A 23,763-nucleotide genomic window follows, 5' to 3' on the forward strand; every position below is an offset into this window, starting at 1 on the left:
CCGGCTCCGGCCAGGCACAGCCCGGGCAGTCGAAGCCGTCCTTCTGGTTGACCCGCAGCAGCGTCAGTGCGGTACGCCCGGTGCACGCCCCTGAAAGGGGCGCGGGGAACTGCGCGACCAGCCCCCACCGGGCCGCACCCGGCGTCACTCGGAAACGCCCCCCAGCGCATCCCCCGTCGGCCCGCTCGCCCCCGTCGGCTCCACCACCGCGCCCTCCCAGGACAGCGCCTTCCAGCCGTCGGCCGGGGAGCCCTCCAGGATCACCACGCCGGTGTTGTCCAGGGGGCGGGACGCGGCGTAGGGGACGTCGACGTTGGCCGCGCGGGCCGCCGTCCACATCCGGATCGCGGCGCCGTGGCTGATCATCGCGACCGTGCCGGCCCCGCTCGCGGCGGCCTCCGCCACCACCGCGTCGTAGCGGCCCAGCGCCTCGGTGCCGGTCTCGCCGCCCGGCATGCGCAGCCCCGTGTCACCGGCCGCCCACGCGAACACGGTCCGCATGTACTCCTCACCGGCCGCGGAGTGGCCGGGCAGCATCTCCAGGTCGCCGGCGGAGATCTCCCGGATGCCGTCGCGGACGATCGGCTCGAGGCCCAGGGCGGCGGCCAGGGGGGCGGCGGTGAGCCGGGTGCGGGTCAGGGTGGAGACGTAGAGCGCCTCGATGTCCTCGTCGGCGAGGGCCGCGGGCAGGGCCGCCGCCTGCCGCTCGCCGAGGGCGGTCAGACCGGGCCCTGGGACAGCGGTGTCGAGGAGGTAGGCGACGTTGGCCGGGGTCTGCCCGTGGCGTATGAGGAGCAGGCGCATCCAGGGGTTTCCTCTCAGTTCTCACTCGACCGCACCGCGTAGGGGCAGGAAACAGCCACTTCAGGGTAACCGGACCGGCATGAGCCCAGATGTCGACCTGACCCTCCCGAAACCCGGCCGGCACGCCCTGCGCGACCGGCTGCTGCGCCTCGACTCCCGGCTGTTCGAGGTGGCCGCCGAGCGGAACTGGCCGTTCGCCGAGCCGGTGCTCCCCCGGCTGAGCCGCAGCGCGAACCACGGGGTGCTGTGGTTCGCGACGGCCGCCGCGGTGGCCGCGTCCCGCACTCCCCGGGCGCGCCGGGCCGCCGCCCGCGGCCTGGCCTCGCTGGCCCTGGCCTCGCTCACCATCAACACCCTCGGCAAGCGCTCGGTCCGCCGCCCGCGGCCGCACCTCGACCCGGTCCCGGTGGCCCGGCAGCTGAAGCGGCAGCCGATCACGACCTCGTTCCCGTCCGGGCATGCCGCATCGGCGGCGGCCTTCGCGACCGGTGTCGCCCTGGAGTCCCCGGGATGGGGTGCGGTGGTGGCGCCGGTGGCGTTCTCCGTCGCCATGTCGCGGGTGTACACGGGCGTGCACTTCCCGAGCGACGTGCTGGCGGGCGCGGCGCTCGGCGCCGGTGCCGCGTTCGCCGTACGCGCCCTGGTGCCGACCCGGGCGCAGACCGGTCCGCCGCCCCGGCCGCGCGCGAAGGCCCCGGCGCTGCCCGACGGGGAGGGTCTCGTGGTGGTCGCCAACCGCGCGTCGGGCAGTTCCGACCGGGTGCGGGCGCTGCACGACGAGCTGCCCGGGGCGGAGCTGGTGGAGTGCGAGCCCGACGAGGTGAAGGCCGAGTTGGAGAAGGCGGCGCTGCGGGCCCAGGCGCTCGGGGTGTGCGGGGGCGACGGCACGGTGAACGCGGCCGCCGCCACCGCCCTGCGCCATGGACTGCCGCTCGCGGTACTGCCCGGCGGCACCCTCAACCACTTCGCCTACGACCTGAGCGTTGAGGACGGCCGGGGGCTCGCCCGGGCGGTGCGCGAGGGCGCGGCGGTCCGGGTGGACGTCGGCCGTTTCAGCTCCGGCGACCGGCAGGGCATCTTCCTGAACACGCTGAGCCTCGGCGTCTATCCGGAGCTGGTCCGGGAGCGGGAGCGGTGGGCGGGCCGGATCGGCAGCTGGCCCGCCGAGGTGCTGGCCGCGGTGCGCGTGCTGCGCACCGACGGGCATCCGCTGAAGGTCGAACTGGGCGGTGAGACGCACCCGTTGTGGCTGCTGTTCGTGGGCAACTGCCACTACCGCCGGATGGGCCTGGCGCCGGGTCGCCGTACCGACCTGGCGGACGGGCAGCTCGACGTACGGGTGGTGCACGGCGGCCGGCATCCCGCGCTGCGGCTGCTGTCCGCCGCGCTCGCGGGCCCGCTCACCCGCTCCCCCGCGCACGCCGAGGTCCGGGTGAGCCGGCTCAGCCTGACGGGCATCGCGGCCGGCACCCCGCTCGCCTTCGACGGCGAGGTCGTCGACGTGACCGGCGCGATGACCGTCGACAAGCTGCCGGAGGCGCTGACCGTGTACCGGCCGCTGCCCTGACCCGACCGTTACTGACGCGCCGTCAGTCCATATGGCAAAACGCCGGTCTCATCATTCGGGTGGCGGGCGTAGCGTTGCGGTCACCGCGGGACGGGGTCGTCCGGCCCCGTCCGCCGGTGCGACGCGAAGGGGTTGGGCCATGTCGAAGCCACAGGAGACCGCCGTCTACACGCACGGGCACCACGAGTCGGTGCTGCGTTCCCACACCTGGCGCACCGCCGCCAACTCGGCGGCCTACCTGCTCGGTGCGCTGAAGCCGCACATGCGGATCCTGGACATCGGCTGCGGCCCGGGGACCATCACCGCCGACCTGGCGGCCCTGGTCCCCGAGGGCCGGGTCACCGGCGTGGACCGGGCACCGGACGTCCTGGAGGAGGCCCGGGCGACCGCCGCCGGCCGGGGGCTGGCGAACGTGGACTTCGCGGTCGCCGACGTCCACGCGCTGGACTACCCGGACGACACGTTCTGCGTGGTCCACGCCCACCAGGTGCTCCAGCACGTGGGCGACCCGGTGCAGGCGCTGCGCGAGATGCGCCGGGTCACGAAACCGGGCGGCTTCATCGCCGTACGCGACGCGGACTACGCGGCGATGACCTGGTACCCGGCGGTGCCGGGGCTGGCGGACTGGCTGGCGCTGTACCGGCGGGTGGCCCGGGCCAACGGGGGTGAGCCGGACGCCGGGCGGCGGCTGAAGTCCTGGGCCCTGGCCGCGGGGCTCACCGACATCACGGCCACCTCGGGCACCTGGACGTACAGCACCGCCGAGGAACGGCAGTGGTGGGGCGGGCTGTGGGCGGACCGCACCGTCGCCTCGTCCTACGCCGAGCGGGCCACCGAGGGCGGGCACGCCGGCCCGGAGGATCTGCGGGCCGTCTCGGCGGCCTGGCGTCACTGGGCGGAGCAGGAGGACGGCTGGTTCGCCGTCCTGCACGGAGAGATCCTCTGCCGTAAGTGAGCCCGGTCCCGGCGCCACGGCCGGGTCACTGGCGCGGCAACAGCGGTCCCAGCGGCCCGAGGTCCAGGTTGAGGTCCTCGGGCCGCAGTCCGTAGCGGTCCCGCAGCTCGGCCATGCGGTCCTCCAGCAGCATCAGGGTGAGCCCGATGCGTTCCTCCTGCTCCTCGGTGAGGTCGCCCGTGTCGAAGCGGCGCAGCGCCTGCCGTTCCATCAGCTGGCGCAGCAACTCCACGACGGTCAGGACGAGCTTCACCAGGTCGCGCTCCACCGTGTCCGGGTCGAGGTCCATCCGGTTGCGGTGCTCGCTCACGTCGGCTCCCCCCAGGGTGCGGGCACTTGGGCGTTGACCGAGCTGATCAGCGCGTTCAGGTCGATGCGGACGAGGTCGACGTCCGCGATGCGCAGCGTGATGTCGCCGGTGATGACGACCCCGCCGGCCAGCAGCCGGTCCAGCAGGTCCACCAGGGCGACCTCACGGCGCTCCACGACGGTCACCGCGCCTCCCCCTGCTCCTGCTTCTGCTCCTGCGGGCGCGACACGGGCTCGGTGAAGGAGTAGGCCGCCCAGGGGCCGGTGAGTTCCACCCGCATTCCCGGCGCCTCGTCCTTCGTACGGTCGACCAGTTCCACGAATTCCTCGGAATCCGCGCGCCGCACCAGGTAGGCCGCGTTGAGCAGGTTCTGCCCGGAGGCGCCGGACAGCGAGGCGTTCTGCGGGGGGTGCAGCCGGGAATCCTCGGCCGCGCTCGACAGCAGCTCGTGCAGCCGGTGCGCGAACTCCTCGGCGGCCCGCCACTTCTCCTCGTGTTCGCGGGTGCGCGAGCGTCGCTGCCGCAGGTAGTCACGTCCGCTGGTGGGCCGTCCGGCGGGCTCGGACGCCCGCTCCGGCTCGGCGGGCTCGGCGTACAGCTTCACACCCCACTCCACCCGCCCTTCGAGCCGGTCGAGGGCGTCCAGGAAGTCGGCCTCGCGGGCCTCCATCATGGTCCGTACGCCGCTGTCGTCGCGGAACACCGTGGCCAGCCGCAGCGGCAGCGGGGTGGTGACCGTGGTGAGCGCGTCGATCACGCCCTGGTGGGCGCGGGCGGTCGCGGCCAGCCAGTCCAGGTCCTCCAGATGCGCGCGCAGCGGCCCCTCGGCGAAGTCCCGCTCCGGGACCGTGCTGACGACGGCCACCAGGCCGCGGTGCCTGAGCAGCCCCGGCGGGGTCCCGCCCACGCCGGTCAGCTGGGCCTGAAGGGCCGCCTCGAAAGGGCGGCAGACGGCGTAGACATAGCGGAGTCCGCCCTGTGCGGTCATCCGTCCTCCCTCTGGCGCTGCCCACGTCCGGCCTCCAGCGCCTCCAGGGCCGCGAGCCGCTCCCGCAGCTCGTGGTTCTCCCTGGTGAGCTGGTCGCCCCGGGCGCGCGTCGACAGCTCCGGGTCGCGCTCCCACCAGTCGATTCCCATCTCCTTCGCCCGGTCGACGGAGGCGACGACCAGGCGGAGTTTGATGGTGAGCAGTTCTATGTCGAGCAGGTTGATCCTGATGTCGCCGGCGATGACGATGCCCTTGTCCAGGACGCGTTCCAGGATGTCGGCGAGGTTCGCGCCACCGCCGCCGTCCCGGCCGTAGGACTCGGGCAGCCGGCCCGCCATCGTCATCGACGGCTCCCGGACTCGGCGTACTCGTCCTCGTCCTCAGGCTCCTCCTCGGGTTCCTCCTCCTCGTCCTCCTCGTAGTCCTCGTCCTCGTACTCCTCGGGTCCCTCGGACTCGTCGGCCTCGTACTCCTCGGGCTCCTCGGACCCCTCGGACCCCTCGGCCTCCTCCTCATCGTCCTCCTCGGAGCCCTCGTCCGCCTCGTCGTACGGCTCCTCGCCCTCCTCGGGCTCCTCTTCCTGCCCCTCGTCCTGGTCCTCGGCGTTCTCCTCCTCGGCCAGGGCGTCCTCGTGGCTGACGACCACCTCGCCGTCGCGGATCTCGCCGCGCCAGCCGTCGTCGACCTCGCCCTTCATGGAGATGTGGCGGGCGTAGTGCTTGAGGTCGAGCCGGGTACGGCGGCCGGAGGCGCGCCAGATGTTGGCGGTCTTCTCGAAGAAGCCGCTGGGGTAGTACTCGATCACCAGCAGCACGCGGGTCAGGTTGTCGTCGAGCCGGTGGAAGGTCACGACGCCCTTGTGGGTGCCCTTGGCGCCCTCCGACGACCACTGGATGCGGTAGTCGGGGACCTGCTCCAGCGTCTTTCCCTTCCAGCTGCGGCTGGACCACCAGATCTTGGCCTGCCAGTCCGACGTCGTGTCGTCGGCCCGGCCGGCGCTCTTGACACCCTTGGCGAAGGTGCTGAAGTCCTGGTAGCGGGTCCACTGGTCGTAGGCCGTGCGCACCGGGACGCCGACGTCGACGGACTCGATGATGACCGTCGGCTTCTGCCCCGAGCCCTTGCCCTTCCCCTTGCCCTTGCCGCCCCCCAGGTTCTTCACCTTGTCCATGACGGTGTCCTTGGCGTGGGAGAGGCCCAGCTCCACCGCGGAGCGCACCGGGCCCTTGCCCTCGGCGACCTTGCGGCCGGCGTCGAGGGCGAGCTTGCCGAATCCGGGGCTGTTGCCCTCGGCGATGTCGTTGAGCTTGCCCGTCGCCTCGCCGAGCTTGGTCCCCGCGCCCACCAGCAGGCGCTGGGCCTGGGCCGCGAGGTATTCCTGAACTTCCGCCTTCAGGCGGTCGGCGGCCTCGGAGCGGGCCACGTTGCCGATCGGTCCGGTGTTCACCGGTCACCGCCTCCCTTCGGCCGGGCCCGGCCGGCCGTCTTCTTGGCGGCGGCCCGGGCCGGTGCGGCCTTCTTGGCCGGCGCCTTCTTCGCGGCGGCCTTCTTCGCCGGGGCCTTCTTCGCGGGCGCCTTCTTGGCCGGCGCCTTCTTGGCGGCGGCCTTCTTCGCCGTCCGCCCGGCGTCCGGCCCGTCCGCCTCGTCCTCGTCCGGACCGCCCTCGTCCCGCTCCTCGTCGTCCCGCTCCTCGGCCTCCTCCGCCTCGTTGTCCGCCCCGTTGTCGGCGCGTTCCGCGTCCTCGTCGTCCTCGTCGTCCCGGCCGCCACCGCGACCGAGGTCACCGGAGTCCGGTACGACGCCGGCCAGCTGGTCGCGCACCTCGGCGGTACGGCCGTGCAGCCGGTCGGCGAGGGCACCCAGCTGGCGTTCGACCATGGCGCCGGAGGCGGCCTTGCCGACCCCGCGCAGGTCCTGGCGCAACTGGTCGCCGATCTCCTTGAACTGCGGGTTGTCACGCAGTTGCTGGTTGGCGAGGTCCAGCAGTGCCTTCGGACCCAGGTTCAGCCGCTTGCCCGCCACTATCGAGCCCACGGCGACGGCCATTTTGAGCTTCTTCGTCCGGCCCAGGAGATATCCGGCCCCGATCGCGAGGCCCAGTCCCATGCGATTCATATACGTGTCCCATTGCCGTGCCCCGCGTCGTTGCGCAGGGCGGTCTCCAGCCGGTCGAGGAGTTCGTCCTCGGCCCGGTCGAACTCCTCCTCGTCGATCTCACCGGCTTCCAGCCGCTCTTCCAGACGGGCCAGCTCGGCCCGGACGGTGGCGGGGTCGTAGTAGATCCGCTCCGCCTCGTGCACGACCTGCTCGACGACCCAGGCGCTGCCGCGCACCGGCGCGAACGGCAGTAGCAGCAGCTCCTTGATCAGTCCCATGGCCTTACTCCTGACCGCCCTCCGCACCGCCGACGGTGGTGCCCGCGGGCTCGGAGGGCCCGGGTTCGACAAAGCTGTACGGCGGCAGCGGGCCGTTGATCCGCACGTCGAGGTGCGGATGGCTCTTGCGCAACTGCTCGACCTGGGCGAGGAACTTCTCGGCCTCGGCCCGGTCCACCAGGAACGACAGATTGGCGAGCCAGCCGGTCGACTCGGGGCCCACACTCACGGCCGCGGCCTCCGGCTCCAGTGCCTGCCGCACCTCCTCCGCGTCCTCGGCCTCCCGGGCCTGGACGGCTGCCGCCACCATCTCGCCGAGCTGCAGCCGGCTCTCGTAGCTGCCTCCGCCGGACTTCCGGTTGGACTCCGCGAGGGCCCGGAGCTCCGCGTTCTCGGACATCACGCGGTGCAGCACGGCGTCCTCGATGTGGCTGGCCTTGATGTTGTACTCGACCCTGCCGTCGAGGGTGCGCAGCCGTTCCAGATAGTGATCGGCGCGTTCGGCGAGCACGCCCGCGACGGTCTCGTCGTCCGGGGCGACGCTGCCGAACCGCATCGGCAGGACGCAGCCGCCGCCCCCCGCCTCCGCCAGGACGTTCTGGTGGGCGAGGAGGTCCCGCCGTTTGGGCCGCAGCCCCTCGGGGGCCTCGCTGACCACCGCGGCCAGCTCGCCCACGGTGAGGATCCGCACCGGGCGGGGCGGGTCGCCCACGCCGTCCATGCCCTCGGGCAGGGAGGGGTGCCCGGCGGCCGCGATGCCGTAGACGTACGTACTCACTCCTGCTCCTCCCTCTCCTTGCGGCGGGACGTGGTCGACTTGCGTGCACGCGGCCGGGACTCGGTCTCGCCCGAGTGCTCGTCACGGGCCTGCTGGAAGGCGTCGGAGATGGTCTGGGCGGCGCCGGACAGCGCGCCCTTGGACTTGCCGCGGGCACCGGACTCGGTGACCTCACCGACGATCTCGGGCAGACCCGGGCTCTTGTTGGGACCCGACTCCAGGTCGAGCCGGTTGCAGGCCTCGGCGAAGCGCAGGTAGGTGTCGACGCTGGCGACGACGACACGTACGTCGATCTTCAGGATCTCGATGCCGACGAGAGAGACCCGCACGAACGCGTCGATGACCAGTCCTCGGTCGAGGACCAGTTCGAGCACGTCGTAGAGGCCGCTGGAGCCGCCTCCGCCGGTCTGTTGTGCGGGTACTACGGTCATGCCTGTCCGACCTCCTTGTCGTGGGAACCCTCCGCGGGCGGGCGGTCTAGCGACCGCCGGACCTGTGTGCGCCGTCGGCGCGTCCGCGCTCGTAACGGCGGACCCGCCGGTATCCGGTGAGCTGCCCCTGCGGGTCGAGTTCGACCTGGTAGCTCGCCATCAGGCTCATCGTGTCCGGCACCCTGGCGAGTTCGAGCACCTCGATCTCCACCGCCCAGCCGTCCTCCGTCTGCTCGAAGGAGGACACCGACTCGGCGGCCATGCCGGTGAGTTCGGCGAGCTGGGTGCGTGCCTGGCGCAGGACCTCCATGGGCTTGGGCCGGCCCTTCGCGGTCGCGTCGGGTTCGTTGTCGCGATTGCGTTCCTGTCGTGAATCGTGTGTCTGAGACGTGTCGTGTGTGTTCGTCATGGCCACCTCTTCGTTCGAGTGGCCGGAGGTACCCCGCTCAAACCTTCACATCCGGTCGGACACGGTGCGCGGCCGGACGGCTTCCTTGCGTAGCGCCTCCAGCTTGCGGCGGGCCGGACCGAGCGCCCGGCCCCGGCCGGACAGCCCCGCCCAGGGTCTGCTTCGAGCCTGGTCGGCGGCGTCGGCGAGCGTCCAGCGGCGGGCGTTCACGGCGGGGTCGGCGAGCTGGTCCCAGCTGACGGGTACGGCGACGGGGGCGCCGGGCCTGGCCCGCACCGTGTAGGGGGCCACCGCGGTCTGCGCGTAGGCGTTGCGCCCCATGTCCAGGAAGAGCCGGTCGCCCCGGTCGGCCTTGCGGACGGCGGTGGTGAGCCGGTCGGGGTGCTCGGCGGCGAGCAGCTCGGCGAGGTCGTGGGCGAACGCGCGGACCTCGTCGAAGGGGTGCCCGCCGTTCAGCGGCACCACGAGGTGGACGCCGCGGGAGCCGGTCGTCATGGGCGCCGACGGCAGCCCGAGCCGGTCCAGCAGGTCACCGGCCCAGCCGGCGGCCTGGCGGACCGCGGCGAAGTCGTCGCCGGGCGGGTCCAGGTCGAGGACCAGCCGGTCGGGGCGGTCGGGCCGGGCGGCGCGGGAGAGCCAGCGGTGCAGGGTGACGCAGGCCTGGTCGGCGAGGTACACGAGGGTGGCGGTGTCGTCGCAGACCACATGGGTCACGGTGCCGCCCTCCTTGGCGACCGTGGCCCGCTCGATCCAGTCCGGGTAGTGGTCCGGGGTGTTCTTCTGCATGAACCGGGGGCCGTCCAGGCCGTCCGGGTAGCGCTCCAGCATCAGCGGGCGGCCGCGCAGCTGGGGCAGCAGGAAGGGCGCGACGGAGCGGTAGTGGTCGACGAGGTCGGCCTTGGTGTACTCCTTCGCCCCGCCGCCGCCCTCTTCCCCGCCGCCGGGGAAGAGGACCTTGTCCGGCCGGTGCAGTCGCACCGTGCGGCGGCCGGCCCGTACCGGCCGCGTGGCGCCGTCGGTCACCGCACGACCGCCTCCTCGACCAGCAGCCGGCCGGCCGCCGCGATCGCCTCGGCGTCGATGCCGGCGGCGTGCAGCTGCTGGTCGGGGGCGGCCGACCCCGGCATGGTCCGTACGGCGAGCCTGACCAGGCGCGGTACGGGCCTGCCGTCCGTGAAGGCCTCCGCGACCGCGTCACCGAGGCCGCCCTCCTCGTGGTGGTCCTCGACGGTGAGCAGGCAACCGGTCTCCTCGGCGGCCCGGTGCAGGGTCTCCCGGTCGACGGGCTTGACCGAGTACAGGTCGACCACGCGGACCCGGATGCCGTCCTCGGCGAGCGCGTCGGCGGCCTTGAGCGCCTCGTGCAGGGTGACGCCGGCGGCGACCACCGTCAGCCGGTCCTCGTCGGAGGAGCGCAGCACCTTGCTGCCGCCGACCGGGAAGTCCTCGTCCGGGCCGTAGATCACCGGGCTCGCGCCGCGCGAGGTGCGCAGGTAGCGGATGCCGTCGAGGTCGGCCATGGTGGCGACCAGCTTGGCGGTCTGGTTGGCGTCGCACGGGTAGAGGACGGTCGAGCCGTAGACCGAGCGGAACATCGCCAGGTCCTCCAGGCCCATCTGCGAGGGGCCGTCCTGCCCGATCGCCGCGCCCGCGTGCGAGCCGACCAGGTTGATGCCGCTGCCGCTGATCGAGGCCATCCGCACGAAGTCGTGGGCGCGGGTGAGGAAGGCCGCGAAGGTCGAGGCGTACGGCACCCAGCCGCGCGCCGCCATGCCGACGGCGCCCGCGACCAGTTGCTGCTCGGCGATGTAGAACTCGAAGTACCGGTCGGGGTGTTCCTTGCCGAACAGTTCGGTGCGGGTGGAGTCGCCGACCTCGCCGTCCAGGGCGACGACGTCGGCGCGCGCGGTGCCGAGCGCGACCAGCGCCTTGCCGAAGGCGTCGCGGGTGGCGACCTCGTCCCCCTGGTCGTAGCGCGGGAGTTCGAGCGGGCCGGTGGGCACGGAGTGCGGCGCCCGGGCCGCGGCCGGCTCCTGCACGTGGACCCTGAGGTCGCGGACGCCGCCGAGTTCGGCGATGGCCTCCTCGGCGTCGGGCACCGGCTTGCCGTGCATGCCCTCGCGGTCCTCCACGGCCTTGACGCCCCGGCCCTTGCGGGTGCGGGCGAGGATGGCGGTGGGCTGTCCGGCGGTGGACGCGGCCTCGCCGCAGGCACGGTCGACGGCGTCCACGTCGTGGCCGTCGACCTCCACGGTGTGCCAGCCGAAGGCCTGGAAGCGGCGGGCGTAGGCGTCTAGGTCGTGGCCGTGCCGGGTGGGGCCGCGCTGGCCGAGCCGGTTGACGTCCACGATCAGGGTGAGGTTGTCGAGGTGCTCGTACCCGGCGTGCTCGGCGGCCTCCCACACGGAGCCCTCCGCCAGCTCGCTGTCCCCGCACAGCACCCAGACGCGGTAGTGGCCGTGCTCCAGCCGCTTCCCGGACAGGGCGATGCCGACACCCACCGGCAGACCCTGGCCGAGGGAACCGGTGGCGGTCTCGACCCACGGCAGCCGGCGCGGGGTGGGGTGCCCCTCCAGGTGGCTGCCGAGCTTGCGGAAGGTGAGCAGTTCGGCGTCGTCGATGGCGCCGGCCGCCTTGTACGCGGCGTAGAGCAGGGGCGAGGCGTGGCCCTTGGAGAGGATGAAGCGGTCGTTGCCGGGGTGGCCGGGCTGGTCGAAGTCGTAGCGCAGATGGTGGGCGAGCAGGACCGCCATCACGTCGGCGGCGGACATCGACGAGGTCGGATGCCCGGACTCGGCGGCGGCGGACGCCCGCACGCTGTCCACCCGCAACTGCTGTGCGAGTTCTACGAGTTCGGCGGTGTTCATGAGGCTCCTTCCGGGAAGTGTCACGGTTGCGCGGCGCGCACCCGGGGTCGGTCGCCACGCTCCGGAGTCCGCCGGTCACGGTGCGCCCGCGAAGGTGCGGCGGGCGCCTCCCACGTAACCGTAGGCGGGCACGCCGAACGCCGCCCGCCGAGCGCGTCCCGGCCGGGACGCGTCGCGGTGCGGCTCACGCGGTGCCACCTGGGGCGGGCCGGTTCAGGCCCGGTGCCGCGGCGTGCTCGGGGTGCTGGCGTCCGGGGTGTTCGGGGCGGGGACGGCGGGCGGAGTGGGCGGCATCGGCGGGTACGGGACGCCGAGTCCGTCCGGCGGCCCGGCGGGGGCCGTGCCTCCGGCCGCCGCGTGCGAGGCGTGCGGCCGCTTCGGCCGGCCCGCCTCCCGCAGCAGGCAGGCGGCCGCGCCGAGGAGCACCGCGGTGATCAGCGCCGCGGCCCACCCGGGCAGCACGAGCGCCAGCGCCAGCCCCACGGCCAGCGCGACCGCGGCCCCCGCGTACAGGGCGGCCGCTCCCGAAGCGGCGTACAGGGCCGCCGTGCGCCGCCGCTTGCGGCCCTGCTCGCGCAGTTCGTCACGTACGGTCTCGCGGGCGACCTGCGCCAGTTCGTCGACGAGCTCCTTGTCCAGATGCTCCAGATGCTCGATGTGCTCCATGCCGTGCGGGTACCCGGGGCCGAATCGGCATAACAGGAGACCACCGGAGACCGCCCCGGCCCGCGCCGCGCCAACTAGGCTCGTGGCATGGAGATTCTGGGCGCCTCCCTGCGCATCTGCGTCGACGACCTCGAGACCGCGATCCCCTTCTACGAACGTCTCTCCGGCGGCAGAGCCAGCCGTTTCGAACGCGGCGGCGTCCAGGTCGCCGCCGTCGGCTCGTTCCTTCTGATGAGCGGCCCGGAGGCGGAGCTGGAGGTGCTGCGCAAGGTGGCGGCGACCATCGCGGTGAAGGACGTGGCGGAGGCGCACCGGCTGCTCAGCGGCCTCGGGGCGCAGATCATCGCGGGGCCGGTGCCGACGCCGGTCGGCCGCAACCTGCTGGTGATGCACCCGGACGGCTCGATCTTCGAGTACGTGGACCAGCACCAGGCCTGATCAGGGACCGGGCGGCCGCGACCGGAAGTCGTACCGGCCGGGCAGCGGCTCCTCGGTGAGCCGCGCCCACAGCCGGCCGACGGCGTCCGCCCCCTCCCGGAGATCGGCGACCTCGAAGCCGCCCTCGAACACGGCCCGGGCGGCCTCCTGTCGTCCCTCCGCCAGCAGCAGCTCCGCCTCCAGGAGCCGGAACCGGCCGCGCTCCCGGGTCGCGGGCAGCAGTGCCTCCCACACGGCGCGGGCGTCCGCGACCCGTCGTACCCGCAGCAGCGCTTCCAGGGCCTCGCGGCCGAGCGCCGCACAGGCCGCCGTCCAGGTCTCGCCGTCGTCACGGCGTTCCCGGCACAGGTCGTCGAAGGCGTCGGCGTACCGCTCGGCGGCCCGCTCGTGGTGCCCGTACTCCTGGTCGGCGACGGCGAGACAGCGCAGCGACGGCCACAGTGACGGGGCGAGTCGCAGGGCGCGCTCCCAGCTGCGGACGGCCTGGGCGTGGTCCCCGGCGTGCCACTGGGCGACGCCGAGGTGGTACTCGGTGCCCGGGGTGGCGGGTGCCGTCTCCAGCATGTCCCGCCAGTGCGGCGCGACCAGGGTGGGTCCCGGGGGCCGTACCCGGCGGGGTTCGGGCAGGGTGCCGGTGCGCAACAGCGCCAGCCAGGGCGCCTGTTCCTCGCCCAGGGTGGACTCGGCGAACGGCGTGCCGGGCAACTTGCGGTCCGCGCGCAGCACTTCGAGGGCGCCCCAGCCGGAGCCGGTGGCGAGGACCTCGCCGGGTTCGGCGTCGGCGTACGGCTGCCAGGCGGCCCGGGCGGCGTCGAGTGCGGCGCGCGGCAGGACGGACTCCAGGGCCTCCCCCGCCTCCTCGGGGCGTGCCGTCAGCGGCCCGTAGGCCTCCAGCCAGGACACCTCGCTCTCCGCGTCGAGCCGGACGTGCTCCCGTCCGGTGCGGGCGACGCCGGCCTGGACCTCGCGGTAGCCGCCGGGGCCGGACGCGCCGAGCCACGCCTGCCAGCGCCGGCCGCCGGGCCCCGAGCCCCACACGAACTGCCTGCGGCCGGGCAGTTCGTCGGTGGAGGTCTGCACCAGCCCATGTCCGTCCGCGTCGAGCGCGGCGATCCAGCGGCGCCGCCCGTCCGGGACGTCGTAGCACCAGTCGGTGACGTACGGGGGCATGACGTCGTACGCGGGGGCGGGCACCCGGTGCGGCCGGCGTCCGGGCCCGGACTCCCAGGCGTGGGCCGCCGGTGCCGCGATCCGGCGGTCCTCGGGTACGGCCGTGTTCGACCACCAGGAGAACGGCACGGGGTGTCCGTGCGGGTTGCGGACGCGGACCCCGGCGTACAGGAAGTCCGAGCCGTCCGGCAGCCACACGTCGACCTGGAAGGGCAGGTCGCCCAGCCGCTCCCACTCCCACAGGCGCAGCAGCTCCCCGCCGTCGGGGGCGGGGACGCGGGCCGCGTGCAACGGGGCGCAGGACAGGGTGGTGCGACCGGTGGCGCCGATGTTCCACTCGATGCCGCCGGCGTACCAGGCGCCGTTGAGTGCGCGGTTGGCGGGCTGGAACACCGGGTTGCGGTAGAGGAGTTCGCGCCCGGTGGGAAGGTGGACGAGCGAGGCGACCCGGCCGCCGAGGCCGGGCAGGACGGTGGCCCGCAGCCGGTCGTTCTCGATCACGAGGGCGTCCAGGTCACGGGGCTCGCGGGTCCTGCCGTAGCCGTCGCGGATCCGCACCGGGAGCAGGCTGAGCGGCTGTCCCCGGCCGGGCTGCCTCAGGGGGCGGAGCGGGGGCAGCGGGTTGTCCGGGCCCAACTCCGCCGCGGGCAGGGTCAGTACCTCACGTCGGATCCTGGTCACGATCACCATGGAACCCGGCCGCGGGTGAGGTGGCCAGGGGAGCTACCGGTCAGGATTGCGCAAAGGCCGTCAGCCGTGCGCGCGCATCTCCGCCGTGATCGCCCACCGCTCGTGGTCCCGCCAGGCGCCGTCGATGTAGATCATGTTCGGCGAGAAGCCCTCCAGGCGGAAGCCGGCACCGCGGGCGAGCGCGATGGACGCGGCGTTGCCCGGCTGGACGTTGATCTCGAGGCGGTGCAGCCGCATCGGCCCGAAGGCGTGATCGACGACCAGCCCCATGGCCTCCCGCATCAGGCCGCGCCCGGCGGCGTGCGCGAACACGCCGTAGCCGAGCGCACCGCACTGGAAGCCGCCCTTTACGATGTTGTTGATGTTGATGAACCCGGCGATCGCGCCGTCGGCGTCCTTCTCGCACACCAGGAACCCGGCCTTGCTGCGGTCCTCGATCAGCCGACCCGCGTAACCGGCGTAGGCGGCGTCGGTGGTGGGCGGGAACAGCCACGGCTGGTGGAGGTCCTTGCTCTCCCGGGCCCGGGAGATGAACTCGGCGCCGTCCTCGTAGGTGAAGTGGCGGATGCCCACGCGGGGGCCCTCGGCGAGGTAGCGGGAAGCGGTGTGCGGCATCCCGTCACCCTACGCGGAGCGAAGGCCGCCGGGTGGGCCGTCAGCGCAGGGCCGGCTCCGTCAGGGTGAGGGTGCCCGCGTCGGCGTCCAGTTCCGCGGTCACTCCCAGCGGGACGGTCAGGGCGTCCGCGCAGTGTCCGAACCCGAACTCCTCGGCCACCGGCACCCCCAGGCCGCCGAGCCGGTCGGCGAGCATGGCCCGGACCGCCTCGTACGGTCCGCAGCGGTCCCAGGAGCCGAGCAGGACCCCGGCGACTCCGTCGAGCCAGCCGGACCGCAGCAGCTGGGTGAGGCTCCGGTCGAGGCTGTACGGCTGCTCGCCCACGTCCTCCAGGAGGAGCAGTCCGCCGCGCGCGCCGGGGTGGGTGCCCGGGGTGCCGACGCCGGTGGCGAGCAGGCGCAGGCAGCCGCCGACCGTGACGCCCCGGGCCCGGCCGGGGACCAGCGCGGTGCCCCGGGAGGGGATCGTGCGGACCGTCTCCGGGGCGAACAGGGTGGCCCGCAGGTGTTCCTGGGCCTCGGCGCTCTTGACGAAGTCGGCGCCCGCGGCCACCGGCCCGTACAGGGTGGCGAGTCCCAGCCGGGTGGCGAACGCCTCGTGCAGGACGGTCGCGTCGCTGAAGCCGACGAACGCCTTCGGCCCGGCCGCCCGCATCGCCTCCCAGTCGAGCAGGTCGACGACGCGCTGGGCGCCGAAGCCGCCGCGCGCGGAGAGCACGGCGGAGACGGACGGGTCGCACCAGGCCCGCTGGAGGTCGGCCGCACGGTCGGCGTCCGTGCCCGCCAGGTAGCCCAACTCGGCGTCCTGGGTGAGCACATGGGGTGCCACCACCGGGTCGAGGTCCCAGCCGCGCAGGATGTCGAGCCCCGCCTGGAGCCGCTCCTCCACGATCGGCCCGCTGGGCGCCACGACGGCGACCCGCGCTCCGGCGGACAGCCGGGGCGGCCTGGTCAGTTCGCCCACCGAGGCCGCCTCGGCCGCTGCCGTCGGTGCGGCTGCTGCGGTCACTTCACTCACTTCACCAGCTCCAGTGCGGGGATCCCCGCCACGTCGAAACCGAAGACCTGAGCATAGAGGGCGAGTTCGGCTTCCAGGGCGCGGATCAGGGTCTCGGCGCGCCGGAAGCCGTGCCCCTCCCCCGCGAAGGTCAGGTAGGCGTGCGGCACCGGCCGGCCGTCCAGCCGGGCGAGGAGACGCTCGCACTGCGCGGGCGGGCAGATCACGTCGTCTAGGCCCTGGAGCAGCAGGAAGGGCGCGGTGAGCCGGTCGGCCCGCTCGGTGGGAGACCGCTCGGCGTAGCGCTCGGGCACCTCGGCCCGCGGTCCGATCAGGGATTCCAGGTACCGGGACTCGAAGTCGTGGGTCTCCCCCGCGCCCCAGCCGACGAGGTCGAGGACGGGGTAGGCGATGGTGCCGCAGGCGTAGACGTCGGTGCCGGTCAGGGAGGCGGCGGCGGTCCAGCCGCCCGCGCTGCCGCCTCGGATCGCGAGCCGGTCGCGGTCGGCGCTGCCCTCCTCGGCGAGGGCGAGCGCGACGGCCGCGCAGTCCTCGACGTCCACCACGCCCCACTGCTCACGCAGCCGTTCCCGGTACTCCCGCCCGTATCCGGTGGAACCGCCGTAGTTCACCTCGGCGACCCCGATGCCCCGGGAGGTGAAGTAGGCGATCGCGAGGTCGAGGACGAGCGGCACCCTGCTGGTGGGGCCGCCGTGCGCCCAGATGACGTACGGCGGCAGCTCGCCCGCGGGGGCGGTGTGGCCGGGGTTGCGGGGCGGGTGGACGTGGGCGTGCACCTCCCGGCCGCCCGGCCCGGTGAAGGTGCGGACCTGCGGCTCGGAGTAGTAGGCCGGGTCGACCGGGTCGTGGTGCGGGGTGCCGACGACCCGGGCCCGGCCGGAGGCGGCGTCGAGTTCGACGACCTCGGGCGCGGTGCGCGGGCCGGCCCCGACCGCGACGACCCGGGTGCCGTGCACGGCGAGGGTGGCGGCGAACTCGGTCCAGGGTCCGGCGGCGTCGACCAGTTCGCCGGTCTCCGGGTCGAGCACGCCGAGCGCGGCCGGTCCCCGGCCGTGGACGACGGCGATCAGCCCGTCGTCCAGGGGCGCGAACCAGCGGGAGCCGAGCCGCCACAGCGGCCCGGCGAACTCCTCCTCGCGCGGGCACAGGGGTGTGCCGTCCCGGTACAGGTTCCACCAGCCGCCGCGGTCGCTCGCGTACAGCAGGCGGCCGTCCGCGGACCACTCCACCTGGGCGACCGCCTCCGCGGGTCCACCCGCGACGGTGGTGACCGAGTGCAGGCGACCGTCGTCACCCACCTCGCCGACCAGCAGCTCGGTGCCGTCCCAGGGCATCCGCGGATGGTCCCAGGCCAGCCAGGCGGCCCGCCGCCCGTCGGGCGAGAGCCGCGGCCCGGTCAGGAACCGGTGCCGCTCGCCGGTGAGTTCGCGTACGGCGGCCCGGTCCTCGGCGGCCGAGCCGTCCAGCGGTACGGCGGCCAGCACGCGCCGCACGTCGTCGGGGCCGTCCCCGGTGAACTCCTCCAGCACGCACCACACCTCACCCCGGTCCGGCACCGGCAGCGGTTCGGCCCAGCGGGGTCCGGGCGGGGTCAGCGGGCGGGGTTCGGCGCCGGGCTCGAACCGGTACAGCCGCTGGTCGTCGAAGTGCGTGAAGACCAGCAGTGGGGCGCCGCCGCCGGCGGGCACGGTGCCCGCCCAGGGGAGTCCGCCGTACTCGATGACCCGGCTGCGGACGTTCCACGGCGCGGGCAGCACGGACTCCCGGGTGCTGCCCCGTACCAGGGTGCGGCGGCCGCCCTCCCCGGGCCGGGGTTCGGTCCACCAGGGTTCGCCGCCGACGTACCCCACCCACTCCGGGGCGCCGTCGTGCGCCGCCGCGAGGGCCGCGTCGACGGGCGAGGTCCACGAGCCGTACGCCTTCGTCTGCACGCTGTCTCCTTCGCGGTCACGCCGTGCGCAGGAAGCGGTCCAGGACCTGGACGCCGAAGTGCAGGGCCTCGACGGGCACGCGTTCGTCGACCCCGTGGAAGAGGGCCTGGTAGTCGAGGCCCTCGGGCAGCCTGAGCGGGGCGAAACCGTAGCCGGCGATGCCGAGCCGGGAGAACTGCTTGGCGTCGGTACCGCCGGACATGCAGTACGGCACCACGTGCCCCTCGGGGGCGAACTCCTCGACGGCGGCGCGCATCCTGGCGTACGTCGGTGAGTCCAGCGGTGCCTGGAGGGCGACCTCGCGGTGCTGGAACTCCCAGTCGACGTCGGGGCCGGTGAGCTCGTCGAGGGTGGCGCGGAACTCGTCCTCGGTGCCGAACAGGTAGCGCCCGTCGACGAAGGCGACGGCCTCGCCGGGGATGACGTTGAGCTTGTAACCGGCGTCCAGCATCGTCGGGTTGGTGCTGTTGCGGACGGTGGCCTCGACCAGCCGGGCGGCCGGGCCGAGCTTGTCGAGGAGCAGGTCGACGTCGCTCAGGTCGCTGTCGATGCCGTAGAGCGCGGCGAGTTCGGTGAGGGCCGCGGAGACGGTCGGGGTGAGCCGGAGCGGCCAGGTGTGCTCGCCGATGCGGGTGACGGCCGCGGCGAGGCGGGTGACCGCGTTCTCCTTGTTCACCTTCGAGCCGTGTCCGGCCCGGCCGCGCGCGGTGAGCCTGAGCCAGCCGGTGCCGCGCTCGCCTGCGGCGACCGGGTAGATCTGCCGCCCGGTCCCGTCGTGGAAGGTGAAGGCACCCGACTCGCCGACGCCCTCGGTGCAGCCCTCGAACAGTTCCGGGTGGTGGTCGGCGAGGAAGCCGGAGCCGTCGACCGCGCTGTCCTCCTCGTCGGCGGTGAAGGCGACGACGATGTCCCGGCGCGGCCGCACTCCCTGCCGGGCCCAGGCGCGCACCACCGCGAGGATCATCGCGTCCATGTTCTTCATGTCGACGGCGCCCCGCCCCCACACCACCCCGTCGCGGACCTCCCCGGAGAAGGGGTCGACGCTCCAGTCGGCGGCCCGCGCGGGCACCACGTCGAGGTGGCCGTGGACCAGGAGCGCGTCCGCGGCCGGGTCGGTGCCCTCGATCCGGGCGACGACGTTGGTACGGCCCTCGGTGCGCTCCAGGAGGATCGGTTCCAGGCCCGCTCCGCAGAGCTGCTCGGCCGCGTACTCGGCGGCGGGGCGCTCCCGGCAGTCGCCGCCGCCGTGGTTGCTGGTGTCGATCCGGATCAGTTCGGAGGTGAACCGGACGACCTCGTCCAGTGCCTGCTGGTCAGCCATACTGCTCCTCCACCGCGGCCGAGACGATCGTGGTGACCGCCTTGAAGGTGCGGATGCCGTCGTACATGGTTCCTTCGGTGTACGCCACCTTGCGCTCGCCGATCCGCTCGACGCCGGGGACGACGGTGGCGGAGAGGGCGAGGTGCTCGGCGTCGAACTCCAGGGCGATCGTGAAAGGGCCGCCGGTCACGGGCTCGTGCCGCACCGCGAGGCGGGCGGCCTCCTTGGCGGCGGCCCGGATGTCCCCGGCCGTCCTGGCCGGGGTCCGGCACACCGCCGCGTACCGGGACACGTGGTCCTTGACGGCGACCTTGAGGGCCTCGGGCGCGTAGCCGAGGGCGTCCTCGCAGGCAAGGTCGTCGCCGGTGAAGAGGACGACCGGGACGCCGTACTCGGCGGCCACGTGGGCGTTGAGCAGGCCCTCGCTGGCGCGGACGTCGTTGAGCCAGACCCCGGTGATGGAGTTGGCGAGGTAGGTGTGGGCGAGGACGCCCGCCATGCCGGCGCCGGTGTGGTAGCCGACGAAGGCGATCCCGTCGACGTCGCCGTGCTGGACGCCCTCGACCATGGACAGGGACTTGTGGCGGCCGGTGATCATCTCCGCGCGTTCGTCGAGCTGCTCCAGGAGCAGGTTGCGCATGCTCCAGTGGGCCTCGTTGATCAGGACCTCGTCGGCGCCGCCGTCGTAGAAGCCGAGGACGGCGGCGTTCACGTCCGAGGTGAACAACGACCGGCACCGCTCCCACTGCGGTGTCCCCGGCAGCACGTCACCGGGCCAGGTCACCCCGGTGGCGCCCTCCATGTCGGCGCTGATGAGGATCTTCATGGACCGTCACGTTACGCGTCGCGGGAGGGCCGGGCCAGCAGGCGGGCGGCAGCGCGCCCGCCCACCCCCCGCCCGGCCCCCGCGTGCTCCCTCAGCCCTCCCGGCCCGCGAGCAGCCACCGGGACGGCAGCACGATCAGCTCGCCGTCCGGGGTGAACTCAGTCGTGGTCAGCGGAAGTTCACCGCTCGCCAGGACGGTGAGGCCGGCGCTGCGCAGGTAGCCGGGGACCGCGTCGTCGGCGACCTCGCCGGGGGCTATGCCGTGCCGGAAGACCGGGGCGAGCTTGGGCGGCGGGCCCGACGGGCTCTGCGCGAGGCCGCCGAGGAGGGGCCCCGCGGCCTCGGCGAGTTCCACGAGGAAGGCCCGGCCGCGGCTGCCGACCAGGGTGGCGATGGTGTCGACCAGTGGTTGCCGGTCGTCCGGTTCGCACTGGTGCAGGACGCCCCGCATGTAGACGTTGGCGTCGCCCAGCTCCAGGTGGAGGGCCTGGGCCTCGGTCTTGTCGGCCGCGTCGAGGAGCCGGTAGCGGGCCTGTCCCGCGGGATCGGCGTGCCGGGCGTGCTCCAGGGCGGCCTCGGACATGTCGGTGCCGAGGACGCGCGGGAAGTGCTGGGCGAGGAAGCGGGTCTGGGTGCCGTTGCCGCAGCCCAGGTCGACCAGGGGCAGACCCGGGTCGACGAGGTGGGGTTCGAAGAGGGCGACGTGGACCGCCGCGGTCACGTCCGGGTCGGCGTCCCAGAACACCGCCCCCGGTTCGTCGGGTGCTTCTCGCCAGAAGCCCTCCCACGCATGCCGGTTCCGACTAGTCACGCTCATGGCCAACTCCCCAGGGTGAAACCGCAGATGACCGTCAGCACTGACGGGCCAGTACGGTTTACCCTGCGCACGTTTCGGCCACAAGCGCCCGGCGCGTTCCTTCACCACCCGTTCGGCGAACCTGCGCCCCCTGGGTCAGCGGCGCCGCGAGGTGAGTTCGAACCAGACGGTCTTCCCGGCGGACGTACGGCTGGTGCCCCACTCCCGGGCCAGGGTGCTGACCACCCGCAGTCCGCGTCCGGCGTCGGCGTCGGGGCGGGCGTTGAGCAGGGTGGGCAGGGTGTGGTCGTCGTCGTCCACCTCGCACAGCAGGGTCTCGCCGCGGATCAGCCGGAGCTGCACCGGACGGCTGTGGGAGTGCCGTACGGCGTTGGTGACCAGTTCGCTGACCATGAGTTCGGCCGGGTCGGCGAGGCGCCCGAGACCCCAGTCGTGCAGCTGTTCGCGGACGACGGCGCGGGCCCGGCCGACCTCGGCCGGGTCGAGGGCGAGCCGCCACTCGGCGACGTCCTCGGGCGCGATGCCGTTGAGCCGGGCCATCAGCAGGGCGACGTCGTCCTTGCGGCCGCCTCGGGTGTTGAGCGCGCGGATGATGGTGTCGCAGGCCTGGTCCATGGAGGCGGCCGGGTGGGCGGCGGACTCGCAGAGCGTGGCGAGGCCGACACCGATGTCCTCGCCGCGCATCTCGACCAGGCCGTCGGTGCACATCACCAGCCGGTCGCCGGGCTCGACGCGCACCCGCAGCGACTCGAAGGCGACCCCGCCGACCCCTATGGGCGCACCGGTGGGCAGGTCGAGGAGTTCGCTGCGGCCGTCGGCGGCCCGCACCAGGACCGGTGGGATGTGGCCGGCGTTGGCGAGGTGCAGTTCGCCCTCGATCGGGTCGTAGACGGCGTAGAGGCAGGTGGCCAGGTAGGAGTCACCGAGGCGCTGTGCCAAGTCGTCTAGGTTGCGCAGGAGTTGGGCGGGCGGCAGGTCCATCGCCGCCATCGTCTGGACGGCGGTGCGCAACTGGCCCATCATCGCGGCCGAGTTGAGGCCGTGGCCCATGACGTCGCCGACGACCAGCGCGGTGCGGGCGCCGGGGAGTTTCACGGAGTCGAACCAGTCGCCGCCGACCCGTCCGAGCAGGGTGCCGGGCAGATAGCGGGTGGCGATGTCGCAGCCGGCCATCCGGGGCGGGATGTGCGGCAGCATGCTGTCCTGGAGGGTCTCGGCGACGCTCTCCTGGAAGGTGTACATGCGGGCGTTGTCGAGCACGAGGGCCGCGCGGGCGGCGAGTTCGGCGCCGGTGACCCGGTCCATGTCGTTGAACAGCTCGCGCTCCGGGTGGCGCAGCAGGATCATGAAGCCGAGCACGACGTTGCGGGCCTTCAGCGGCACCACCAGCATCGAACGGCCGGTGATCAGCGGCCGGATGTCGCGCTTCTCGAACTGGGAGGCGATGGCATGGCCCATCTCCTCGCTGATGTGCGGGACCAGGACCGGTTCGCCGCTGGTCATGCACTGGAAGAACGGGGTGTGCGCCGGGAAGGGCATGGCCTCCCCGATCGGTACGACGTCGTCCCAGCGGCCGGGTTCGTCGGTGTGCTCCAGGGCGACCCGGTGCCACATGGTGGTGGTGTCGGGCACGCCGTCCGGGAACCCCTCACCGGCGACGACCTGTTCCCGCAGGTAGGTGCCGGCGACGTCGGTGAAGCGGGGCACGACGGCTCTGCTCACCTCGACGATGGTGCGGGACAGGTCGAGCGAGGTGCCGATCTTCCCGCTCACCTCGTTGAGGAACTCCAGGCGTTCGCGGACGGCCGCGTACTCCAGGTCCTCGGCCACGTCGTCGGTGAGTTCGGCGGGGACGGGCAGCCCCTGGGCGGCCGCGTGCGCGGCGCGCGCTCGGCGGGCCTTGCGCTCGGTGCGCCGGGCGACGCCCCAGTCGGGGGTGACCGGCACCCGGTCGTTCTGGCTGAACTCCAGGATGGGGTAGCCGAGTTCGAGGACCTGGGCGACTATCCGGGCGCTTTCGTCCACGCTCATGCTGGGCAGGATCTCGGGCAGCCTGCGGGCCAGTTCCTCGGCGCCGGGGAAGTCGGTGTGCAGGGCGAAGCCGGGCGCGATCCGCTCGACGGCGACGCCCTCCTCCTGCTCGGCCCTGTGCAGCCGTTCGGCGTCGGCGGCCAGCACCAGGAGCCGCTCGTCCCCGGGGCCGACCAGCGGGTACGCCCACCAGAGCACGTCGGTGCGGTCGCTGCCCCGTCCTTCGGGCGCGGGTGTCGCCGGCTCGCTCCGCGTGGGCACGGTGAGGCGGGCGCGGCCCGCCGCCGGGAAGTTCAGCCGTCCGTCGAGGGACGACTCCAGGTCGGGGCCGAGTCCGTCGTACGCCGCGTAGGCCCCGTACGGGGTGATCTCGTCGTCGTCCTCGGGGAGGGCGCCGGAGACGGGCAGCAGGTCGAGGACGGCGCGGCCGATCGCCTCCTCCCTGGCGGCGCCGAAGAGCCGTCGGGCGCCGGTGCTCCAGTGGGAGACCCGGCCGGCACGGTCGACGACGACCACGGCCAGCGGGATGCGGCCCACCGCGCCGTCTCCGGCACCGAGGCCGGCAGGTGCGTCCCGCTCGCTGCCACGGTCCATGACCCAGGCCCTCTCTCCCCACGGCTCCGCAAAAGATCTGTGCCGCCCGCCACTACCGTACGGTGGCCGCAGGTTGCGATGTGTGGCATTCCTGGAATTGGTTTCACCGGATCACACCGGCGCGCAGGTCCGCGCCGCGCCCGGGTCGGCGGCCGGTCCCGT

The 23,763-nt window shown here is 73.6% G+C and carries 25 protein-coding genes; 3 read left to right on the top strand and 22 right to left on the bottom strand.

Features of this window, described 5'->3' with window-relative positions; genetic code table 11:
- Positions 1-144: 144 nt before the first annotated feature.
- Complete coding sequence (locus AB0G52_RS39605) at positions 145-804, bottom strand: histidine phosphatase family protein (protein ID WP_132893748.1); 660 nt, start codon at positions 802-804, stop codon at positions 145-147.
- A gap of 79 nt (positions 805-883) precedes the next feature.
- Between AB0G52_RS39605 and AB0G52_RS39610 the strand changes: the two genes are divergently transcribed.
- Together AB0G52_RS39610 and AB0G52_RS39615 are read left to right on the top strand one after the other, a co-directional pair.
- Positions 884-2,371, top strand: coding sequence for a phosphatase PAP2 family protein (locus AB0G52_RS39610; protein WP_361343927.1), 1,488 nt, complete (start codon positions 884-886; stop codon positions 2,369-2,371).
- 139 nt (positions 2,372-2,510) lie between these two features.
- Positions 2,511-3,326 carry a methyltransferase domain-containing protein gene (locus tag AB0G52_RS39615; RefSeq protein ID WP_361343930.1) on the top strand — a complete coding sequence of 272 codons (816 nt, stop codon included), beginning with the start codon at positions 2,511-2,513 and terminating at the stop codon, positions 3,324-3,326.
- A 25-nt stretch (positions 3,327-3,351) separates the two neighbouring features.
- On the opposite strand, the gene AB0G52_RS39620 is transcribed toward AB0G52_RS39615, so the two are convergent.
- The 13 genes from AB0G52_RS39620 to AB0G52_RS39680 all read right to left on the bottom strand — a co-directional run bounded on the left by AB0G52_RS39620 (position 3,352) and on the right by AB0G52_RS39680 (position 12,150).
- Positions 3,352-3,615, bottom strand: a complete 264-nt coding sequence (locus AB0G52_RS39620; protein ID WP_132893807.1) for a gas vesicle protein K — start codon at positions 3,613-3,615, stop codon at positions 3,352-3,354.
- Between the two features lie 17 nt (positions 3,616-3,632).
- The gene (locus tag AB0G52_RS39625; RefSeq protein WP_046730146.1) at positions 3,633-3,821 is read right to left on the bottom strand and encodes a gas vesicle protein; all 189 of its coding nucleotides are present in this window, start codon (positions 3,819-3,821) and stop codon (positions 3,633-3,635) included.
- Positions 3,818-4,624 carry a GvpL/GvpF family gas vesicle protein gene (locus tag AB0G52_RS39630; protein ID WP_361343933.1) on the bottom strand — a complete coding sequence of 269 codons (807 nt, stop codon included), beginning with the start codon at positions 4,622-4,624 and terminating at the stop codon, positions 3,818-3,820. The genes AB0G52_RS39625 and AB0G52_RS39630 overlap by 4 nt, the downstream gene beginning before the upstream one ends.
- Positions 4,621-4,968, bottom strand: a complete 348-nt coding sequence (locus AB0G52_RS39635) for a gas vesicle protein (protein ID WP_132893756.1) — start codon at positions 4,966-4,968, stop codon at positions 4,621-4,623. The genes AB0G52_RS39630 and AB0G52_RS39635 overlap by 4 nt, the downstream gene beginning before the upstream one ends.
- Entirely contained in the window at positions 4,965-6,071 is a 1,107-nt protein-coding gene (locus tag AB0G52_RS39640; RefSeq protein ID WP_361343936.1) for an SRPBCC family protein, read from the bottom strand. Before AB0G52_RS39640 ends, AB0G52_RS39635 begins: the two co-directional genes overlap by 4 nt.
- On the bottom strand, positions 6,068-6,739 hold the full coding sequence (locus tag AB0G52_RS39645) for a DNA primase (protein ID WP_361343939.1): 672 nt from the start codon (positions 6,737-6,739) through the stop codon (positions 6,068-6,070). Before AB0G52_RS39645 ends, AB0G52_RS39640 begins: the two co-directional genes overlap by 4 nt.
- Complete coding sequence (locus AB0G52_RS39650) at positions 6,736-6,999, bottom strand: gas vesicle protein GvpG (RefSeq protein WP_132893760.1); 264 nt, start codon at positions 6,997-6,999, stop codon at positions 6,736-6,738. The genes AB0G52_RS39645 and AB0G52_RS39650 overlap by 4 nt, the downstream gene beginning before the upstream one ends.
- Before the next feature lie 4 nt (positions 7,000-7,003).
- Entirely contained in the window at positions 7,004-7,777 is a 774-nt protein-coding gene (locus tag AB0G52_RS39655) for a GvpL/GvpF family gas vesicle protein (RefSeq protein ID WP_361343943.1), read from the bottom strand.
- Positions 7,774-8,208: a gas vesicle structural protein GvpA gene (locus tag AB0G52_RS39660; protein ID WP_132893764.1), complete on the bottom strand. Its 435-nt coding sequence runs from the start codon at positions 8,206-8,208 to the stop codon at positions 7,774-7,776. The genes AB0G52_RS39655 and AB0G52_RS39660 overlap by 4 nt, the downstream gene beginning before the upstream one ends.
- A 46-nt stretch (positions 8,209-8,254) precedes the next feature.
- Entirely contained in the window at positions 8,255-8,617 is a 363-nt protein-coding gene (locus AB0G52_RS39665; RefSeq protein WP_361343946.1) for a gas vesicle protein, read from the bottom strand.
- 45 nt (positions 8,618-8,662) lie between these two features.
- A complete protein-coding gene (gene ligD / locus AB0G52_RS39670) occupies positions 8,663-9,640 on the bottom strand; it encodes a non-homologous end-joining DNA ligase (RefSeq protein ID WP_361343948.1) in 978 nt (325 codons plus the stop codon).
- Positions 9,637-11,484 carry a transketolase gene (locus AB0G52_RS39675; protein WP_132893769.1) on the bottom strand — a complete coding sequence of 616 codons (1,848 nt, stop codon included), beginning with the start codon at positions 11,482-11,484 and terminating at the stop codon, positions 9,637-9,639. The genes ligD and AB0G52_RS39675 overlap by 4 nt, the downstream gene beginning before the upstream one ends.
- Before the next feature lie 213 nt (positions 11,485-11,697).
- Complete coding sequence (locus tag AB0G52_RS39680) at positions 11,698-12,150, bottom strand: phage holin family protein (RefSeq protein WP_361343951.1); 453 nt, start codon at positions 12,148-12,150, stop codon at positions 11,698-11,700.
- A gap of 87 nt (positions 12,151-12,237) precedes the next feature.
- Between AB0G52_RS39680 and AB0G52_RS39685 the strand changes: the two genes are divergently transcribed.
- Positions 12,238-12,588, top strand: coding sequence for a VOC family protein (locus AB0G52_RS39685; RefSeq protein WP_361343954.1), 351 nt, complete (start codon positions 12,238-12,240; stop codon positions 12,586-12,588).
- Here the strand turns inward: AB0G52_RS39685 and AB0G52_RS39690 are convergent, their stop codons facing one another.
- The 8 genes from AB0G52_RS39690 to AB0G52_RS39725 all read right to left on the bottom strand — a co-directional run bounded on the left by AB0G52_RS39690 (position 12,589) and on the right by AB0G52_RS39725 (position 23,601).
- The gene (locus AB0G52_RS39690) at positions 12,589-14,448 is read right to left on the bottom strand and encodes a DUF5107 domain-containing protein (RefSeq protein ID WP_361343957.1); all 1,860 of its coding nucleotides are present in this window, start codon (positions 14,446-14,448) and stop codon (positions 12,589-12,591) included.
- Between the two features lie 60 nt (positions 14,449-14,508).
- On the bottom strand, positions 14,509-15,063 hold the full coding sequence (locus AB0G52_RS39695) for a GNAT family protein (RefSeq protein WP_361343960.1): 555 nt from the start codon (positions 15,061-15,063) through the stop codon (positions 14,509-14,511).
- A 40-nt stretch (positions 15,064-15,103) separates the two neighbouring features.
- The gene (locus AB0G52_RS39700) at positions 15,104-16,027 is read right to left on the bottom strand and encodes an LD-carboxypeptidase (RefSeq protein WP_361343982.1); all 924 of its coding nucleotides are present in this window, start codon (positions 16,025-16,027) and stop codon (positions 15,104-15,106) included.
- A 50-nt stretch (positions 16,028-16,077) separates the two neighbouring features.
- Positions 16,078-18,012 (bottom strand): prolyl oligopeptidase family serine peptidase, encoded by a 1,935-nt coding sequence (locus AB0G52_RS39705; RefSeq protein ID WP_361343963.1) that lies wholly within the window; start codon positions 18,010-18,012, stop codon positions 16,078-16,080.
- A gap of 16 nt (positions 18,013-18,028) precedes the next feature.
- Positions 18,029-19,333: a M20/M25/M40 family metallo-hydrolase gene (locus tag AB0G52_RS39710; RefSeq protein ID WP_361343966.1), complete on the bottom strand. Its 1,305-nt coding sequence runs from the start codon at positions 19,331-19,333 to the stop codon at positions 18,029-18,031.
- On the bottom strand, positions 19,326-20,159 hold the full coding sequence (locus tag AB0G52_RS39715) for a M55 family metallopeptidase (RefSeq protein ID WP_132893782.1): 834 nt from the start codon (positions 20,157-20,159) through the stop codon (positions 19,326-19,328). Before AB0G52_RS39715 ends, AB0G52_RS39710 begins: the two co-directional genes overlap by 8 nt.
- Positions 20,160-20,250: 91 nt before the next feature.
- Positions 20,251-20,976 carry a methyltransferase domain-containing protein gene (locus AB0G52_RS39720; RefSeq protein WP_132893784.1) on the bottom strand — a complete coding sequence of 242 codons (726 nt, stop codon included), beginning with the start codon at positions 20,974-20,976 and terminating at the stop codon, positions 20,251-20,253.
- A 135-nt stretch (positions 20,977-21,111) separates the two neighbouring features.
- A complete protein-coding gene (locus tag AB0G52_RS39725; RefSeq protein ID WP_132893785.1) occupies positions 21,112-23,601 on the bottom strand; it encodes a SpoIIE family protein phosphatase in 2,490 nt (829 codons plus the stop codon).
- Positions 23,602-23,763 lie beyond the last annotated feature (162 nt).

The sequence above is a fragment of the Streptomyces sp. NPDC021562 genome, from assembly GCF_040640875.1.
Lineage (GTDB): Bacteria > Actinomycetota > Actinomycetes > Streptomycetales > Streptomycetaceae > Streptomyces.

Excerpts from the sequence above, each read along its gene's own strand:
- AB0G52_RS39605 (WP_132893748.1), bottom strand. The coding sequence starts at position 804 with ATGCGCCTGCTCCTCATACGCCACGGGCAGACCCCGGCCAACGTCGCC.
- AB0G52_RS39610 (WP_361343927.1), top strand. The coding sequence starts at position 884 with ATGAGCCCAGATGTCGACCTGACCCTCCCGAAACCCGGCCGGCACGCC.
- AB0G52_RS39615 (WP_361343930.1), top strand. The coding sequence starts at position 2,511 with ATGTCGAAGCCACAGGAGACCGCCGTCTACACGCACGGGCACCACGAG.
- AB0G52_RS39620 (WP_132893807.1), bottom strand. The coding sequence starts at position 3,615 with ATGGACCTCGACCCGGACACGGTGGAGCGCGACCTGGTGAAGCTCGTC.
- AB0G52_RS39630 (WP_361343933.1), bottom strand. The coding sequence starts at position 4,624 with ATGACCGCACAGGGCGGACTCCGCTATGTCTACGCCGTCTGCCGCCCT.
- AB0G52_RS39635 (WP_132893756.1), bottom strand. The coding sequence starts at position 4,968 with ATGACGATGGCGGGCCGGCTGCCCGAGTCCTACGGCCGGGACGGCGGC.
- AB0G52_RS39645 (WP_361343939.1), bottom strand. The coding sequence starts at position 6,739 with ATGAATCGCATGGGACTGGGCCTCGCGATCGGGGCCGGATATCTCCTG.
- AB0G52_RS39650 (WP_132893760.1), bottom strand. The coding sequence starts at position 6,999 with ATGGGACTGATCAAGGAGCTGCTGCTACTGCCGTTCGCGCCGGTGCGC.
- AB0G52_RS39660 (WP_132893764.1), bottom strand. The coding sequence starts at position 8,208 with ATGACCGTAGTACCCGCACAACAGACCGGCGGAGGCGGCTCCAGCGGC.
- AB0G52_RS39665 (WP_361343946.1), bottom strand. The coding sequence starts at position 8,617 with ATGACGAACACACACGACACGTCTCAGACACACGATTCACGACAGGAA.
- AB0G52_RS39675 (WP_132893769.1), bottom strand. The coding sequence starts at position 11,484 with ATGAACACCGCCGAACTCGTAGAACTCGCACAGCAGTTGCGGGTGGAC.
- AB0G52_RS39680 (WP_361343951.1), bottom strand. The coding sequence starts at position 12,150 with ATGGAGCACATCGAGCATCTGGAGCATCTGGACAAGGAGCTCGTCGAC.
- AB0G52_RS39685 (WP_361343954.1), top strand. The coding sequence starts at position 12,238 with ATGGAGATTCTGGGCGCCTCCCTGCGCATCTGCGTCGACGACCTCGAG.
- AB0G52_RS39690 (WP_361343957.1), bottom strand. The coding sequence starts at position 14,448 with ATGGTGATCGTGACCAGGATCCGACGTGAGGTACTGACCCTGCCCGCG.
- AB0G52_RS39695 (WP_361343960.1), bottom strand. The coding sequence starts at position 15,063 with ATGCCGCACACCGCTTCCCGCTACCTCGCCGAGGGCCCCCGCGTGGGC.
- AB0G52_RS39710 (WP_361343966.1), bottom strand. The coding sequence starts at position 19,333 with ATGGCTGACCAGCAGGCACTGGACGAGGTCGTCCGGTTCACCTCCGAA.
- AB0G52_RS39715 (WP_132893782.1), bottom strand. The coding sequence starts at position 20,159 with ATGAAGATCCTCATCAGCGCCGACATGGAGGGCGCCACCGGGGTGACC.
- AB0G52_RS39720 (WP_132893784.1), bottom strand. The coding sequence starts at position 20,976 with ATGAGCGTGACTAGTCGGAACCGGCATGCGTGGGAGGGCTTCTGGCGA.
- AB0G52_RS39725 (WP_132893785.1), bottom strand. The coding sequence starts at position 23,601 with ATGGACCGTGGCAGCGAGCGGGACGCACCTGCCGGCCTCGGTGCCGGA.